Consider the following 15,612-nt stretch of genomic DNA (forward strand, 5'->3'; position numbering starts at 1 on the left):
ACGTACGACCTCGTCAGTCGTTGTCTGTCACTTCTTCAGTGTCTGCTGTATTTTTTGCAGCCACAGAATCAGAACGGGGATGACGGCGACGCCGTCGTTTGGGACGGCGACTGCGGGTCGCGGGCAGCGGACCGAGAGCCGTTTCCTGTCCGTTTTCCTCTAAGCGGGCGGCTTCGATCAGGATGCGGCGACCTTCATGATCGGCAGTCTGAAATTGTTCCCACCAGTTTCCTAATTCGGCAGCGATCTCTCCGGCTTGGATCCGTAGTAATAAGAAGTCAAAGGCCGCACGGAAGCGGGGATGGGCGAGTAGCGCATGGGGACGTCTTCCGCCTCTGCGCAAAAAACGCGCCTGGAGATCCCAGATTTCGCGCATGGGCAGGGAAAAGCGCCGTGGTACAGCTACCCGGCCCATGCAATCCTGGAGAATATCGCTGGCCGCCTGCTGCAAGGCAATGGCTGCAGGTTTTCCTTGCTGCTCCAGTACCTGGCTTTGTTGTTGCAATACCGGCCAGAACAGGGCTGCAAACAAGAAGGCCGGCGTGACGGATTTGCCATCGTGAACCCGCTGATCGGTCCCTTCCAGGGCGCCCTGTAATAAAATCCGGGCAGGTTCGGCGCTGTCCGTATCGAGGAGGGCGTCAACTTGTGGAAATAAAGCAGCGAACAGGCCATGTTGGCGGAGTAATTCAAAGCTGGAACGGGCGTTGCCATTCAAAAACAGCTTGAGGGTTTCCTCAAAAAGTCGCGCAGAGGGCACTTCCTGCAAGCAGTCCCGACAGGTGCTGATGGGCGCACGAGCGGCTTCGTCGAGTGTGAACCCCAGTTTTGCGGCAAAGCGCACTGCCCGCAACATGCGTACCGGATCTTCGCGATAGCGTTGTTCGGGATCCCCAATAATACGTAAAAGGCCAGCCCGCAAATCTTCCATGCCTGTGGAGAAATCCAGAATGCCGCGATCAGCAATGTTGTAATACAAGGCATTGGCCGTGAAATCCCGGCGCCGGGCATCTTCTTCCAGCGACCCGTAAACATTGTCGGCCAGAATCCGTCCACTTTCACTGCGCTCACTGGCTTCCTTCTTTTTGCCATCGGCGCCGCCCCGGAATGTCGCCACCTCAATGATTTCGCTGCCAAACTGCACATGCACCAGAATAAAGCGCCGCCCGATCAGGCGGGCATTACGCCGAAACAATTTACGAACCTGCTCCGGAAGCGCATCCGTGGCCACATCAAAATCCTTGGGTTCGCGACCCAAAAGCAGATCACGCACCCCCCCACCGACCATGTAGGCCTGAAAACCCGCCCGATGCAAGCCGTTTAGCACCTGCAAGGCGCCGTCGCTAATATCCCTTCGGGAGATATTATGCTCTGCTCGCGGCGTTACCTGCGCGCCGGGAATCTGCACGGAGAGCGGGGTCGGCGCATCGGCAGAGCTGTCCGTACTGGTCTCTGCAATATTTAACTGACTGGTTATAAAAGACTTTAAAGATACCAAGGCTGATCCCTAGCGAGGGTGGTCTGTCATTCTGGGCGACAGTGTACCTGAAAAATCGGGGAAAAGCAGCGTGGAAATGTCCAAGGACGAAGGCCAAGTTCCAATAGATATAAATTACTCTGTATTCGCCTACAAAGGAAATTGCTAACAATGAAGGAGCAAGATTTTAATAAATTATAGTATTAATTTAGTTTTATAAGTTCTGCAACGATCAATGAAGATGTTTAAATGAAAAAGCATATATGATCGCTCTTCAAAAAAATCACTTGGCAATACCATTTTTTAATAACCATGTATATGTATATTGGGCCCATTCTGAATTCACTCCCAGCGTTTTTCCGACTTTATTTATCGCTGTTCTATTGTTTGCGATATTAATTAGTTTCCAATGCGATTGGAATGAGCGATAACCTTTATTTAGTTGTGACGATAAATTTCGATTGTATATAAATATTTTTAAAGATCTATAAAATAAAACTTGATAGGGTTTGCCGAATGTTTTGATTGCGCATTTATTCCATCTCTGACTTGTTTTATTGAAAGCAATAAATTCTAATTTATTATATTGTGCTAGTGGTTTTTGACCAAACCAAAACTGATCGTCACTACTTGAAAGTCTTGGTATAAGGTATCCCATATTGCAACTTAGTGGTCGTGCTGTAATTTTGCCACTTGAAACAATATTAAGGAGTGGCGAGTTTACATCGAAGTATTGCCCGTATCCATTATAAAAATCGTGCTTAATTAGCCATCTTGATAAAGAGTCCGTTCCGTTCCAATTGGATTTATAGCGCCAGTTAGCATGGTTAATTGCATGCATGGCAAGCAAGGTGTATCCCAGTAAAGTCAGCCAATATAAAATTTTTATTTTATTGTCTTTTTTTAACCAAAAACTAGCTGTTATGGATGTAATAATTACAATTATTAAGTAAAATAAGTTGATCAAGAAGCGAGAAGCCCATAACCCACCTGCGAAATTTGTTATTATAAATGCTGACACAATAATACCGATTGAAATACCAGAGAAACTAACTAGAATTTTAGTTCTTGTGTTGACATTTTTTATTGATAACCATGAAAAGATAATTATGCTACACAGGCTTATAAAATATATCACCCAGATTGACCATATATAATTGTTTTTTGGTAGTGGATACAACTGTACGAGTACGCCAACACCCTGAGCTAGTAACTTTATGTGTTGAAACATTTCTGGGAATGAGGCAATACCCAAGCCTTGGCCTGGAACCATGTGCAAAAGCTCAAGACCGAAGTAAGTAATGCGTCCTGCTATGTACGTTATAATTAACGATTTTACTAATGGGCACCTCTAAAAACCGGCGCTCAGAACGAAGAATAATCTGAAAAATCAGAATTCAGGTTATTTTCCTGCTGTTTTGATGCCGAATGCTGTTCTTTACGGCTGTTTTTCCATAATTTGCCGCATTACGGGCAAGCCACCGCCCTCATAGGACCTACTTCGAGAAACACCAGTCGCTTGATGTTGTAGGTAACCGCCATCATGGTCAGCGCAAAGTCGGCCCGCGCCTGGCCTATGGTCCGGATACACTTGCCGCCCATCTGCTCCATGGCGCCGAATACATGTTCTACGCGCGCCCGCACTTTGGCGATTTTATGGTTGCGCCGCTGTTGGCATTCGGACAGTGGGTGGTTGCGGCTGCCTTTCCGTTGGATACGACTCCGGTAGCCTTGGGCCTTGAGTTGTTCTTCCCGCTCCTGACTGGGGTAGCCTCTATCCGCATACACTTCCGCACTGGTATTCCAGTCATCCAGTACGACTTCAAAGTGTCGGCTGTCATGGACAGAGGCCGTGTCGGTCACCAGCTTGCGGATCAGTTTGTGTTTGCGATCTACTCCGATAGAGAGCTTGAAGCCATAGGTGCTTTTGCCATGCTTCTTCGTCCAGGTCGCATCCAGATCTTTCTGACGGCGTTTCGCTGGGCTCCAGTCGGCAGGCATAGCGTTTTTTTTGATCTGTTCCTTGTCATCTCTGGAGAAATGTTGCTTGGGTGCCGGTACCAGCGTGGCATCAATGATCTGGCCCCCCCGGGCCACATAGCCGTGCTGCAGGATTTGCTGCTCGACTGCCGCGAACAGCGCTTCGGCACCGGCTACGCCAATACGGTTTTCAAAGTGCCAGATGGTCGTGCGATCCGGAAGACGTGCAGCATCCACCAGACCGCAAAAACGCTGATAGCTATGGCGATCCAGCAGCTGATACTCCATCTGCTCGTCTGAAAGATTGTAAAGGCGCTTTAACACCAATATCCGCACCATGGTTTCCGTGGGATAAGGAGGGCGACCGCCCTGGGGACTGGTCGGACGAGGGGCCACACGATCAACCTCTGCCGCCAGGGCAGGAAAGTCGATGCAGGAAGCGATGCGCAGCAATGGATCACCCAACTGATCCAGTTTCTGCTGGTGGAAATCCGCTGCAAACAGGTCGGTTTTGATTGCGCTCTTTCGTGGTGTCATCCGGAATACCCCATAATATTCAACTGGTTATATTTTATCATATACAGCCGAAATGGGAAGGTTTTTCGAGGCGCCCTAATGTTCTGCGCGTTGTCTTGTCCGTCTGAAACCACCGTGGTGCTTTCCACGCAATCAGTAAGACAGGTACCGTGAAAGCGGCTTCAAACCAAGGATCTGAAATCGTGCCCACCGCCACACACATTAAGATCAATGGAAGCGCCCAGTTAGGGCGATCACTCAAATAACGAATGAGTCCTATTATGCCAAGTAAACCAAACGCCCATACACTATTATGTGTTACTGGATACGCCAGGATGCCAGGCTGACCTATGGCCATAGGACTAGCCAATAAGCTTAGTAACCATGACAACGCAGCCCACCTCCAGGAATGGGTTACCGTTTTAACGAGTAAACCAGCTAATAGGGCATTCACAACGAAAATAAGCCATCCCTGGATGATGATTGAGGCTCCTGATACACTTGCTAAGGCATAATAAATAAGTGTGAACGGTAGCAAGCTCAGTATTTGATTGTCCTGGGTGAATCTCCAGGTAAATGGAAAACGCCATCCATGATGAATAACGCCTTGATAGATCAAGGCCATCTCCGCCATGTCGGGATTCAACGGAAGCGTCTGAAACGCCGTCCCCAGGCTACTGATGAGTACAGCAACCGAAAGTAACGCAAACAGTCCCCAGATTACCCAACGTTTAATCATTTTTATTTTTGTCCATATTTCTGCTCCAAGCCTTCCTGATTAAATAAACTGGGCGATGCTTGCTTTCTTCGTAAATCCTTCCAAGATATTCACCAATGACACCAAGCGCCATCAATTGCACTCCGCCTAAAAACAGCAGGGTGACCATCATGGAAGGATATCCCTTGACAGGGTTTCCATAAACCAGGGTGCTGATAATCAGCCACAAGGCATAAAGGAAAGCCAGGCCGGAGACGATAAAACCCAGATAAGCCGCTAATTGTAGTGGCACCTGGCTGAATGAAGTAATGCCTTCAACGGCAAAATTCCATAGTTTCCAGTAATTCCAGGTGGTTTTGCCGCTATGTCGGGGCGCACGATGGTAGTAAACATTGGTGCTGCGGAAACCCACCCAGGCAAACAGTCCTTTCATGAAGCGTCGGCGTTCTGGAAGGCTTTGCAAGGCATCCAGTACCGGACGCGACAAAAGCCGGAAGTCACCCGTATCAGCGGGAATATCTACGACGCTCATCCGGTTGATCGCCCGGTAGAAAAAGTGGGCTGAAGCGCGTTTGAGCCAGGACTCTCCCTCCCGGGAGAGACGTACGGCGTTGACCACATCATAACCATCGTGCCATTGGGCAATCAGTTCAGGGATGAGCTCTGGAGGGTCCTGCAGGTCTGCATCCAGGGGAATGGCGGCATCGCCCTGGGCAGCGTCCAGACCAGCCGTTAAAGCGGCTTCTTTCCCAAAGTTGCGGGACAAATCTATGACCTGAATCCGAGGGTCGTGCTGGTGCAGGGCGATCAGCTGCAGGAGGGTGTCATCGGTGCTGCCATCGTTCACACAGACCATTTCCCAAGGTTCACCACAGGCATCCATGATGCCCCTCACCCGCTCATGAAGGATTTTCAGGTTGCCCGATTCATTATGGCAGGGAACGATGATGGAAACGGTCATTGCATGTTTTCGTTATGATATAGGTAGCCTGCGGCGTTAATTGCGAAAGTTAGCAGGCTCAGACCGCTTCGGTCAATTCCGAATCAATCCTCCATACTGGAAAAATGGCTGCTCATTGGCTATAGTTCGGGATGCCTTTTATCACGGGGCTGGGATGCGTACACCCGGCCCCTTTCTTGTTATAGGTGATCCATTATGCAACTGATCGGCGAAGCTCTGACCTTTGATGATGTCCTGCTCGTACCTGCCCACTCTGCAGTGCTCCCCCGCAACGTCCAGATTTCAACACAGTTGAGTCGACGCATCCGCCTCAATATTCCCTTGTTGTCGGCTGCCATGGATACGGTGACGGAGGCCGCCATGGCCATCGGGCTGGCGCAGGAAGGTGGTATTGGTATCGTCCATAAAAACATGTCACCGGATCAGCAGGCCGCTTTGGTGCGACGGGTCAAAAAATTTGAGGCCGGAGTCATCAAGGATCCCATCACTACGCGTGCCAACGTCAGCATCCGTGAGGTGCTACAGATTATGGCTCTGCATGGTATTTCTGGTGTGCCGGTGGTGGATGGAGAACATCTGGAAGGGATTGTGACCCACCGTGATCTGCGTTTTGAAACGCGCATGGATGCGCCCGTAAGTAGTGTGATGACGCCCAGGGAAAGGTTGGTTACTGTTCCGGAAGGTACCAGTCTGGATGCAACCAAAGCCCTATTGCATCAGCATCGAATTGAAAAAATTCTGGTCGTTAATGAAGACTTTGAGTTACGCGGTCTGATTACGGTCAAAGACATTCGCAAGGCCACGGAGCATCCACTGGCTTGTCGTGACGCCCAAGGCCGTTTGTTGGTTGGCGCGGCCGTGGGTGTGGGGGAGGGCACCGATGCCCGGGTGCAGGCACTGGCTGAGGCCGGGGTTGATGTCATCATTGTGGATACGGCTCATGGCCACAGCCAGGGCGTTCTGGATCGGGTACGCTGGATCAAGGAACGTTACCCGGACGTGGATGTCATTGGCGGCAATATCGCCACCGGTGAAGCGGCTCTGGCCCTGGTGGAAGCGGGCGCGGACGGGGTGAAGGTCGGTATTGGGCCGGGCTCTATTTGTACCACCCGGATTGTGGCCGGTGTCGGCGTGCCGCAGGTGACGGCCATCAGTAATGTGGCAGATGCCCTGGCCAATACTGGTGTACCTCTGATTGCCGATGGTGGCATTCGTTTTTCGGGTGATTTTGCCAAGGCGCTGGCCGCCGGAGCCCACTCGGTGATGGTTGGTGGTTTGCTGGCGGGTACGGATGAAGCGCCTGGAGAAATTGAACTTTATCAGGGCCGCTCTTATAAAGCTTATCGCGGGATGGGTTCTTTGGGCGCTATGCAACAGGGATCGGCCGATCGGTATTTTCAGGACGCCAGCCCGGAAGCACCCAAGCTAGTTCCGGAGGGTGTGGAGGGTCGGGTTCCCTACAAGGGGCCGGCTGGACAGGTGATTCATCAATTGCTGGGTGGATTACGTTCCAGCATGGGCTACCTAGGAGCCGAAGACTTGACCGCCTTACGCAATCGCGCCCGTTTCATCAAGATCACCCAGGCTGGCGTTCGTGAAAGTCATGTTCACGACGTCAATATTACCAAAGAAGCCCCTAACTACCGGGTGGAGTGACTCATGCAAGAACGCATCCTGATTCTCGATTTCGGTTCCCAGTTCACCCAGTTGATCGCCCGGCGGGTGCGTGAAACGCATGTTTATTGCGAAATACATCCGCATCATATGTCGCTGACGGATATACAGAATTGGGAACCCCAGGGCATTATTCTGTCGGGAGGGCCTGCTTCTGTTCACGATCAGGATGCACCCATGGTGGATCCGGGTATATTTGCGCTGGGTCTGCCGATTCTTGGTATTTGTTATGGTCTGCAATTAATGGCGCATGTGCTGGGTGGCGCAGTCGCCAAAGCCGAACATCGGGAATATGGGCGCGCCCAGCTGCAGATTCAGGAAGCTTCGGGGCCTTTGTTGCCTTTTAAAAGCGCGGATGCCACCGAAGAAGTCTGGATGAGTCATGGTGATCGCATTGAAAAAATGCCAGACGGATTTCGGATTCTGGCCAGTAGCGCCAATTCCCCTTTGGCGGCTATTGGCGATCCGGTGCGACATTTTTATGGCGTGCAATTTCATCTGGAAGTAGTCCATACGCCGCGCGGGGCAGAAATGCTCACGGCCTTTGTGCGTGGTGTTTGCGGTTGTCACGGTCAATGGACCATGCATTCCTATGTGGACAGCGCCGTAGCTACCATCCGCGCTCAGGTCGGCAAGGGTAAAGTCATTGCAGCTCTGTCTGGAGGCGTTGATTCGGCGGTGGCGGCGGTTTTGATTCATCGCGCCATAGGCGATCAGTTGACCTGTATTTTTGTGGATAATGGTTTATTGCGTTTCGGTGAGTCCGAAAAGGTCCAGACGGTTTTTCGCAATTATTTTCAGATTCCATTACAGGTCATAGATGCCCGGCAACGTTTTCTGGAGGTGTTGGATCAGGTTACGGACCCTGAAAAAAAGCGCAAGGCTATTGGCAATTTGTTCATCGAGATTTTTGAGGAAGAAGCCAAAAAGGTGGAAGGTGCCGATTTTCTGGCGCAGGGCACCTTATATCCCGATGTCATTGAGTCAGTTTCATTCAAGGGTCCCAGTGCCACCATCAAATCCCATCATAATGTTGGCGGGTTGCCGGAACGCATGCATCTGAAGCTGGTGGAACCTCTCCGGGAATTATTCAAGGATGAAGTCCGGGAGCTGGGTCGGGAATTGGGCATGCCCGAAGAAGTCATTCGTCGACAACCCTTTCCTGGCCCTGGTCTGGCGATTCGTTGTCTGGGCGCCATTGATGCAGCACGCCTGGAAATATTGCGGCGTGCAGATCGTATTGTCATGGAAGAAGTTCGCGAGGCTGGATTATATGATCAGCTTTGGCAGGCCTTTGCCGTCTTGCTGCCCGTGAGGAGTGTGGGGGTCATGGGCGATGCCCGCACTTATGATGAAACCATTGCCCTGCGTGCGGTAGAGTCGTCCGACGGGATGACGGCGGACTGGGCGCATTTGCCCTACGCAGTTCTCGGCCGCATTTCCACCCGAATCATCAATGAAGTATCGGGTATCAATCGGGTGGTTTACGATATTTCTTCCAAGCCACCGGCCACCATTGAGTGGGAGTGATCTGAAAATATTTCCCAGCCTGCATTCATGCAGGCTTTTTTGGAGTTATCTGGTATAGACGGATATATCGTGACAATTGCCTTATCGCGGGGCTTTATTATGGCATCGCGCGATACTGCGTCATTTCAAGCTGCTGGAGTGGGTATTATCAATTCCTGGTAAAAAAATAGTTCATCCATATTGGACTGGATTATTAGTATAGTCGATTAAATAATGGATTAATTATGTGGATAGTTTGCAATTGCCATATTATGTTTATTTTTTTATAATAATATGTTATAATTAAAATATATTTGATGAAATTTAGGCGGACATGAGAAATAAATCACCGGATAAATCGCGGAATTTATTGCAAACGAAAGCACAACGTTGGGTTGTAAAAATAGGCAGCAGCCTTCTCACAGATGAGGGAAGAGGCCTCGATCGAAAGTCCATAGGCGGCTGGGTCCGACAAATTATTGCACTTCGCCGTTCCGGCATTGAAGTCATTCTGGTTTCATCAGGGTCAGTCAGTGCCGGAGTGCAACGTTTAGGTTGGTCGCAACGACCAGCGAATCTTAAGGAACGTCAGGCGGCCGCTAGTGTTGGTCAATCCGCTTTGATTCACACCTATGAAAAACTTCTTCGAGAGTGCGATGAACCCAATGAAATGCCCATTCATTGTGGTCAGGTTTTATTGACACACGATGATCTGCGCAGCCGACGCCGCTATCTGAATGCCCGTTCTGCCTTGTTGACCTTACTCGAAATGAATGTTTTGCCAATCATCAACGAAAATGACACAGTTTCTTACAATGCCATCAATCTTGGTGATAATGATACGCTTGCCGCTGTGGTCAGCAATTTGCTGGATGCGGATTTGCTGGTCATTCTGACGGATCAGGATGGGGTGTTTAATGCCGATCCGCGCAGCAATCCGGACGCGCAGCTACTTACAGAAGTTAATGCTGGTGCCGCCATGCTGGAACGGATTGCCGGTAGTGGCGGTTCGGGTGTCGGCACCGGTGGTATGCTCGCCAAGGTGCGTGCAGCAACTCGTGCTGCCCGTTCCGGGACATCCACCATTATTGCCAATGGTCGCTGCGACAATGTCTTACTGCGCATTCGCGATGGCGAAGCTCTGGGTACTTTCATTCATGCCCGACTTCCCAAGCTGGATGCGCGTAAACGCTGGCTGGCCGGACATTTGCGGGCAAGAGGAACGCTGCACCTGGATGCTGGCGCGGTCCACGCGTTAAAGCAGGATGGCGGGAGTTTGTTACCGGTTGGGGTAACGGCTCTGGAAGGTAATTTTCATCGCGGTGATCTGGTGCTCTGCAAGGATCCCGATGGTAATGTGTTTGCCCGAGGCCTGGTCAATTGGGACGCTAACGTGGTGCAACGCTGTCTGGGTAAAAAAAGTCCGGAAATTGCAGATGACCCCGATGTGGCAGAAGGGGTCATGATTCATCGCGATAATTTATTAATTCACTGATTGCCTGGTTCTAGTGGATCATGAATGGTCCCGGTAGCCTTATCTACAGGAAGAATTTGACTGGGGATAAAGTGCACATCCTGTTGCTGGTGGGCCAGACGAATATTGTGACGTAACAAACTCTCCACGACCGATGCCCGCAAATCGGTTTGGACGTTAAAACTTTTATTGCAGTCATCAAGATAAACACGCAAGTAAAACTGCAAGGCATTTTCACTGACATCCAGCAACAAGGCAGTCGGAGGAATTCCACGCGGGTCATCCTGCAGAACATCCGGATGATTTTGTCCTTCCTTGACCAATAATTCTTTGACCAGTTTAATATCCGCGCTATGGGCAACATTAAATGGAATCATCAGGCGCAGCACACTGTTGGTATACATCCAGTTGGTCACCTGACCAGAAATGAGCTCGGAGTTGGGTACAAAGACTTCGGTACGATCAAAAGTCAGGATCAGTGTGTAACGAATACTCATTTTTTCTACATAACCCTGAGTGCTGCCGACCTGAATCCAGTCACCCACCCGAATCGGTCGTTCGAGTAACAGAATCAACCCAGAGACAAAATTATTGACAATATTTTGCAATCCAAAACCAATGCCCACTGACAGTGCGCCCGCAATAATGGCGAGATTATGGAGGGCTACACCGGCTGTTGAAAGGGCAATAAGTATGGCAATAATAAAACCTGTATAACGTACAATAGACAGAATTGAATGACGTGCACCGCTTTCCATATGACCAATAATACGGGAATTATCAGAAAGATAGCGTTGCACAAATGTATTGATATTAATCAGCAGGATCAATAGTCCAATGGCAATAATCCAGCGGAAAGGTTGAAGATGAAAGGTTCCAACGGTAAACCCGGTAATGAAATACTTCCATATTAATGAGAAGCCGGTATGGGTGAGCCCCCAGGCGTAAAGAATGAAGGCGCCAATTCCCAACCAGACGGCAATATGACTCAGCGCACTGAACCAGCCAAGCCAAGGTAGTGCTTGATCATCCTTGAGTCCCAGACGTAGCTTCAGCACATGTTGCCAGCGACCATCTTTACGCGCAGTGTAATTCCAGAAATCACTGAGCCCCCAGGAAATAAACAGGCCAATACCCAGTGCTAACAAGGACATCAGCAGGCCAAAAAACAGATAGTTGGTTAGATTGCGATAACCCAGTAATGTAAATACAGCTGTTGCCAGCAGCGCAATCAGTATAATAATCCGCAAAAAAGGGTAAGCTTTAAAGGGCCTTTTACCTCCGGCTTCCATGACCAGTCGGATTACCGCGCTGATCACCAAAAGATGATAAATCGACCATAATAAAGCCTGTTGTTGCCTGTTCAGGAAATCCTGTGGAGCGATAATAATCCAGCTCACCGCAAAGGCGGCCAAAAAAGCAATAAAACGCAGGGTACGCAATGTGGAACGTAAGGTTTCCGGACCCCAGGCGAAATGATGAAAAACGACTCCACTGGGACGTAATGCCCAAGTGACCAGAATCGCCAGCAAGGCATAGCCTCCCCAGGTTATCAGCACAATATCTACAAATGGAGAAAGGACCCCTGTAAAGTGCGCTGCTAGTGCCGTTGCGGAAACGCCGGCAACAATGGGTAAGTAGTGATAGAGACTTTTTTGCGCTGCCGATAGTTGCGTTCCAAGCTTTGTGCTCTCGGGAAGTGATTTACGTACAATCAGCAGTAATAAAAAAACAAATAGACCAATGGCTATGGATACCTGAAGGTTTTTCTGGGCAAAAATGAAGCGATGATTGCGATGAAACCAGTAGTTTCTCTCCTGCGTCCAGGTACTTGAGCTTACAGCCCAAAAAGTATTAATCTGTGCCCATATATTTTGATCCTTACGTAATAGTATTTGCGCATGCAGATTGTCACGCTTTTTCTCAATTTCTTGTTCCAAGTCAGTGCTGGCTACCGCAATAATTTTGCAGGTAGCAATTTCTCCCTGCAGATCTTTTTGTCGAGTAAGTAGTTTTGTTCTTAATGCCGTCAGATTTTCTGGTTCACCGGTGACCGCAGGCCCGAGAATTCCCAAGCCACTATCAGTCTGTTTAAGCTGATTATTCTTGTCGCTGATGCACTTCTGTGCATGGTCTTTGATGATGCTGGTGCTTTTATGCCAATTAAGAAGCTGCTGCATATCAACTGGTTGTTCTAATTGTGTATGTATTTCCTGCAGAATTTTGCTGTCCTGATCAATTTTTGTGCTGGTAGATGCATCAGCAGAAAAAGAAAAAACCAATGTTATAAATATAAGAATATTAATGATAACAGTGTACATGGAATTATTTTTAAAGTGTGAGCCGTGCCGTATCGAAAAAGAAGATTTTCGTTCTGTCACAATAACTCCTATTTATGGCAGTAAGATAATATTCAAAAAACATCAGGATGAATAAATATAACATAATCTGGCATTAAAGACCTAATCCCTAGGCTGTAGCCAAATGACCGCAGTATGGTCAGATCATTAAAAACCGGTCTGTGAACGAAAAGGGGCGTCTGCTTGTCGGGGTATGGAGACAGGCTGGGCGAGTATGTAGGGCGTGCATGGCTAAGATAATCATTTTGTCAGAATTTGATCCTATTCATGAAGATGACGTAACTACCGGTAGAGAAAAGATTTTACTTCTGATCCGGCTAAAGGAATGAGAGTTTTTAATAACTGGCATGCAGTTTGCTTAAGCATACCATTCTCCCTGAATCGAAAAAGGACCTCTCATGAAAAAGTCACTCAGCAATATGGTTTTTGTTCTGCTGCTTGCCACGCCTTTTATGGCCTTGGGGAGCTTTGTGCATGCCGTCACCCCTTTACATAACCAACTGGCGCAAGGGTCTTTGCCTCACCCTATTGTTCACGGTGAATATCAGGCAGTACGCGTTATGGGTAAAACTGCCGCGCATCTTGAATCCGCTGGCTGGCTGCAGTTGCATCCGGACAAGTTAAAAGTTCGCACCTGGTCACCCTAACTGGCCAAGGCCTTTCGGGCACTGCGCTTCAACAGGGGCAGTGCCATTTTTTGTAAGGTGGGTGGTAGGGATACCGGTTTTAGCAACATTTTAATTGCCATTTCAAAGGGGTAGTGGCGGCTGACCCAGTCTCCCATCCGTTCCCGGAATGCCGCAAAGTCCTTACCTGAAAAAGTTTGCCCAGGATTTTTTACTTCAAAAGCATTTTTGATGGCTAAATAGCTATCTTCCTGATCGACTTCCGACACTCTTTTCCAGAGTTCCCGGCCAATTCGCCAGCGTGAATTTTTTTCCTGCTGCTGATAAGCCTGAAAGAATTTATAAAAGTATTTGTAGTGGTGGACTTCATCAGCACGAATGCGCCCAGCCAGTAAACGGAGAACCGGTTCCGGGCTGGCGGACTGAATCATGGTGTAAAAACTGGCGGTACCTGTCTCTACGACGCAGCGAGACGCCATTTCCAGCGCCTGGCTAGGACCCAGCAAATCTGTCTGGCAGTAGGGCATGTAAGCTTGCACAAAGCCTTTATAGGCGCGCTCCCAGTCGAAGTCTGGCCAGATCTGCAGGACATAGGCCTTCAGGGCCAATCCATGCTGAACTTCTTCCTGCTCCCATTCTCTGCTGAGCCATGCAGTAGCCGCAGCATTCTCCTGAAAGTATTCCACCAGATTGCGGGCATAGAGGTCAGAAAGCGTTTCCACAAAGGAGGCTCCTGCCAGCAGATAAAACCAGTCTGTCTGATCAACTATTCTGGTTTTTTCTATGCTTGCATAGGGTATATCTGCCAGAGTCCAAGTTGGATGCTTTCTCATAGTGGGGATGGCAACGGGCATGGATTGAGCCGTCTCCTTTGGGGTGGATGAAATCGGGTCAAGGATTATAGCCCAGATCTTGGTCATTGGCGCCAGCCTGTGCAAAAGCTTCCCGTCTTTTCTTGCACTGGGGACAAAAACCACAGTGTTTTTCGCGCCCCAGAAGGCAACTATAGGTTTTTTTCCAGGGAACGTGCAAACGATTCCCCTCAAGTATGATGCTAGCCTTACTGAGTTGAATCAGAGGCGTTTCCAGTTGCAAATTCAAAGTGCCAAGGGTGTTTGTGATGGCATTCTGAAAAGCGGGACGTGAGCAGGTATCTACCTGCGCATCATCAGCGCTGAGACCTATCACAATGCGTTGAATATTCAAATTGCTGGCAATCGTCGCAATGGCAGCAATAGCGAAAAAATTACGATGGGGCAGGGGGACATGGTACCGTTCAGCGCGCAATGCTCCAACGGCATTTCCAAAAGCGGACAGATCATAGCGTTGTGCTTGGACTTGCTGATTTTCACTCAGCCTTTGCACGGCTTCCCACTCCTGTTGGGCAGCGCGTTGCGCATAGTCCAGAAAAACCGGTTGGGGGCACTCAGTTTGGGCAAGCTGAAATAACAGCGTGCTGCTTTCTATGCCGCCGCTCATCAGCAGCAGGCAATTTGCGGTTTTGGGCCGGGCCACTTCCAGAGACATCGGGTCTGGCGACATTGGGTCGGGCTGGCGTATGATCGCTGCGGTTTCGGTATGAGTATTCATGGAGATTGAAGATAACATGAGTTCATGCGTCAGTGTGCATCCGGTCAATCCTCAATGGCGCCTGCTGGGGCCGGTACTGGATGTGTTACGGGCTGGCGGGTTAATTGTTTTCCCGACAGACACCTGTTATGCCTTGGGTTGCATGGTTGGCGCCCGCGCCGCCCAGGAACGGCTGCGGCGTATCCGGCAGCTGGATTTGCAGCATGATCTTTCCCTCCTGTTTCCGGGAATTGCCCAACTCGCAGAATATGCCAAGTTGGATGACCGCGCTTTTGCTTTGCTGCGTAAAGCCTTGCCTGGACCTTATACTTTTATTTTGCCAGCCACCAAAGACGTTCCTCGGCGTTTGGCGGACCCGAAAAAGCGGAGCATCGGGGTGCGTATTCCAGCTCATCCCATTTGTGAAATGCTCCTGGCAGAGTTGGGTGAACCCTTGATGAGTTCGACACTGCAATTGCCTGAAGCTGATATTCCGCTGATTGATCCAGAAGAAATTTGCACGCTGCTCGGTAACCAGGTGGATAAGGTGATCCTCGCCGAACAGGGGCGGGCCCAATGCTCGACCGTTATTGATTTGTTGCAGTGGCCCCCGCAATTGCTGCGCAAGGGGGCCGGAGACCCGGCTGCTCTGGGGTTGGAATAATTCTGGCCAACGGCTGTTACCGGGTCAACGGTTCCGCAAATGGGCTGCATTAGGTGCCGGTAGTTCCTGCTGATATACTAGTGA

The 15,612-nt window shown here is 49.6% G+C and carries 13 protein-coding genes; 5 read left to right on the forward strand and 8 right to left on the reverse strand.

All coding sequences use genetic code 11. The features are described from left to right. Positions 1-13: 13 nt before the first annotated feature. The 5 genes from pcnB to GCD22_RS05625 form a co-directional block, all read right to left on the reverse strand. Positions 14-1,498, reverse strand: coding sequence for a polynucleotide adenylyltransferase PcnB (pcnB, locus tag GCD22_RS05605; RefSeq protein ID WP_031575037.1), 1,485 nt, complete (start codon positions 1,496-1,498; stop codon positions 14-16). Positions 1,499-1,760: 262 nt separating this feature from the next. Then, positions 1,761-2,750 (reverse strand): hypothetical protein, encoded by a 990-nt coding sequence (locus GCD22_RS05610; RefSeq protein ID WP_153940483.1) that lies wholly within the window; start codon positions 2,748-2,750, stop codon positions 1,761-1,763. Positions 2,751-2,944: 194 nt separating this feature from the next. Continuing rightward, the gene (locus tag GCD22_RS05615) at positions 2,945-3,994 is read right to left on the reverse strand and encodes an IS5-like element ISCARN8 family transposase (protein WP_153940414.1); all 1,050 of its coding nucleotides are present in this window, start codon (positions 3,992-3,994) and stop codon (positions 2,945-2,947) included. 37 nt (positions 3,995-4,031) lie between these two features. Continuing rightward, positions 4,032-4,712 carry a hypothetical protein gene (locus GCD22_RS05620; protein ID WP_153940484.1) on the reverse strand — a complete coding sequence of 227 codons (681 nt, stop codon included), beginning with the start codon at positions 4,710-4,712 and terminating at the stop codon, positions 4,032-4,034. Next, on the reverse strand, positions 4,705-5,652 hold the full coding sequence (locus tag GCD22_RS05625; protein WP_024892653.1) for a glycosyltransferase family 2 protein: 948 nt from the start codon (positions 5,650-5,652) through the stop codon (positions 4,705-4,707). The genes GCD22_RS05620 and GCD22_RS05625 overlap by 8 nt, the downstream gene beginning before the upstream one ends. Positions 5,653-5,847: 195 nt before the next feature. Here GCD22_RS05625 and guaB point away from each other — a divergent pair, with 195 nt between their 5' ends. From guaB to proB, 3 genes are all read left to right on the forward strand, one after another. After that, positions 5,848-7,308, forward strand: a complete 1,461-nt coding sequence (gene guaB, locus GCD22_RS05630; RefSeq protein WP_024892654.1) for an IMP dehydrogenase — start codon at positions 5,848-5,850, stop codon at positions 7,306-7,308. A gap of 3 nt (positions 7,309-7,311) precedes the next feature. Then, positions 7,312-8,856, forward strand: coding sequence for a glutamine-hydrolyzing GMP synthase (gene guaA, locus GCD22_RS05635; protein WP_031569833.1), 1,545 nt, complete (start codon positions 7,312-7,314; stop codon positions 8,854-8,856). Between the two features lie 313 nt (positions 8,857-9,169). Next, positions 9,170-10,330, forward strand: a complete 1,161-nt coding sequence (gene proB / locus GCD22_RS05640; RefSeq protein ID WP_024892656.1) for a glutamate 5-kinase — start codon at positions 9,170-9,172, stop codon at positions 10,328-10,330. On the opposite strand, the gene GCD22_RS05645 is transcribed toward proB, so the two are convergent. Further along, positions 10,324-12,489, reverse strand: coding sequence for a mechanosensitive ion channel family protein (locus GCD22_RS05645; protein ID WP_226831511.1), 2,166 nt, complete (start codon positions 12,487-12,489; stop codon positions 10,324-10,326). The genes proB and GCD22_RS05645 overlap by 7 nt on opposite strands. A 578-nt stretch (positions 12,490-13,067) precedes the next feature. Between GCD22_RS05645 and GCD22_RS05650 the strand changes: the two genes are divergently transcribed. Further along, the gene (locus tag GCD22_RS05650; protein ID WP_051690468.1) at positions 13,068-13,316 is read left to right on the forward strand and encodes a hypothetical protein; all 249 of its coding nucleotides are present in this window, start codon (positions 13,068-13,070) and stop codon (positions 13,314-13,316) included. Here GCD22_RS05650 and GCD22_RS05655 read toward each other — a convergent pair. Together GCD22_RS05655 and GCD22_RS05660 are read right to left on the reverse strand one after the other, a co-directional pair. After that, positions 13,313-14,149, reverse strand: a complete 837-nt coding sequence (locus GCD22_RS05655) for a ferritin-like domain-containing protein (RefSeq protein WP_024892658.1) — start codon at positions 14,147-14,149, stop codon at positions 13,313-13,315. The genes GCD22_RS05650 and GCD22_RS05655 overlap by 4 nt on opposite strands. Positions 14,150-14,186: 37 nt before the next feature. Continuing rightward, the gene (locus tag GCD22_RS05660) at positions 14,187-14,885 is read right to left on the reverse strand and encodes a 7-cyano-7-deazaguanine synthase (protein WP_158006057.1); all 699 of its coding nucleotides are present in this window, start codon (positions 14,883-14,885) and stop codon (positions 14,187-14,189) included. Between GCD22_RS05660 and GCD22_RS05665 the strand changes: the two genes are divergently transcribed. Then, positions 14,884-15,528 carry an L-threonylcarbamoyladenylate synthase gene (locus GCD22_RS05665; RefSeq protein ID WP_244947585.1) on the forward strand — a complete coding sequence of 215 codons (645 nt, stop codon included), beginning with the start codon at positions 14,884-14,886 and terminating at the stop codon, positions 15,526-15,528. The genes GCD22_RS05660 and GCD22_RS05665 overlap by 2 nt on opposite strands. The last annotated feature ends 84 nt before the right edge of the window (positions 15,529-15,612 follow it).

Source organism: Acidithiobacillus thiooxidans ATCC 19377 (assembly GCF_009662475.1).
Taxonomy (GTDB): Bacteria; Pseudomonadota; Gammaproteobacteria; order Acidithiobacillales; family Acidithiobacillaceae; genus Acidithiobacillus; species Acidithiobacillus thiooxidans.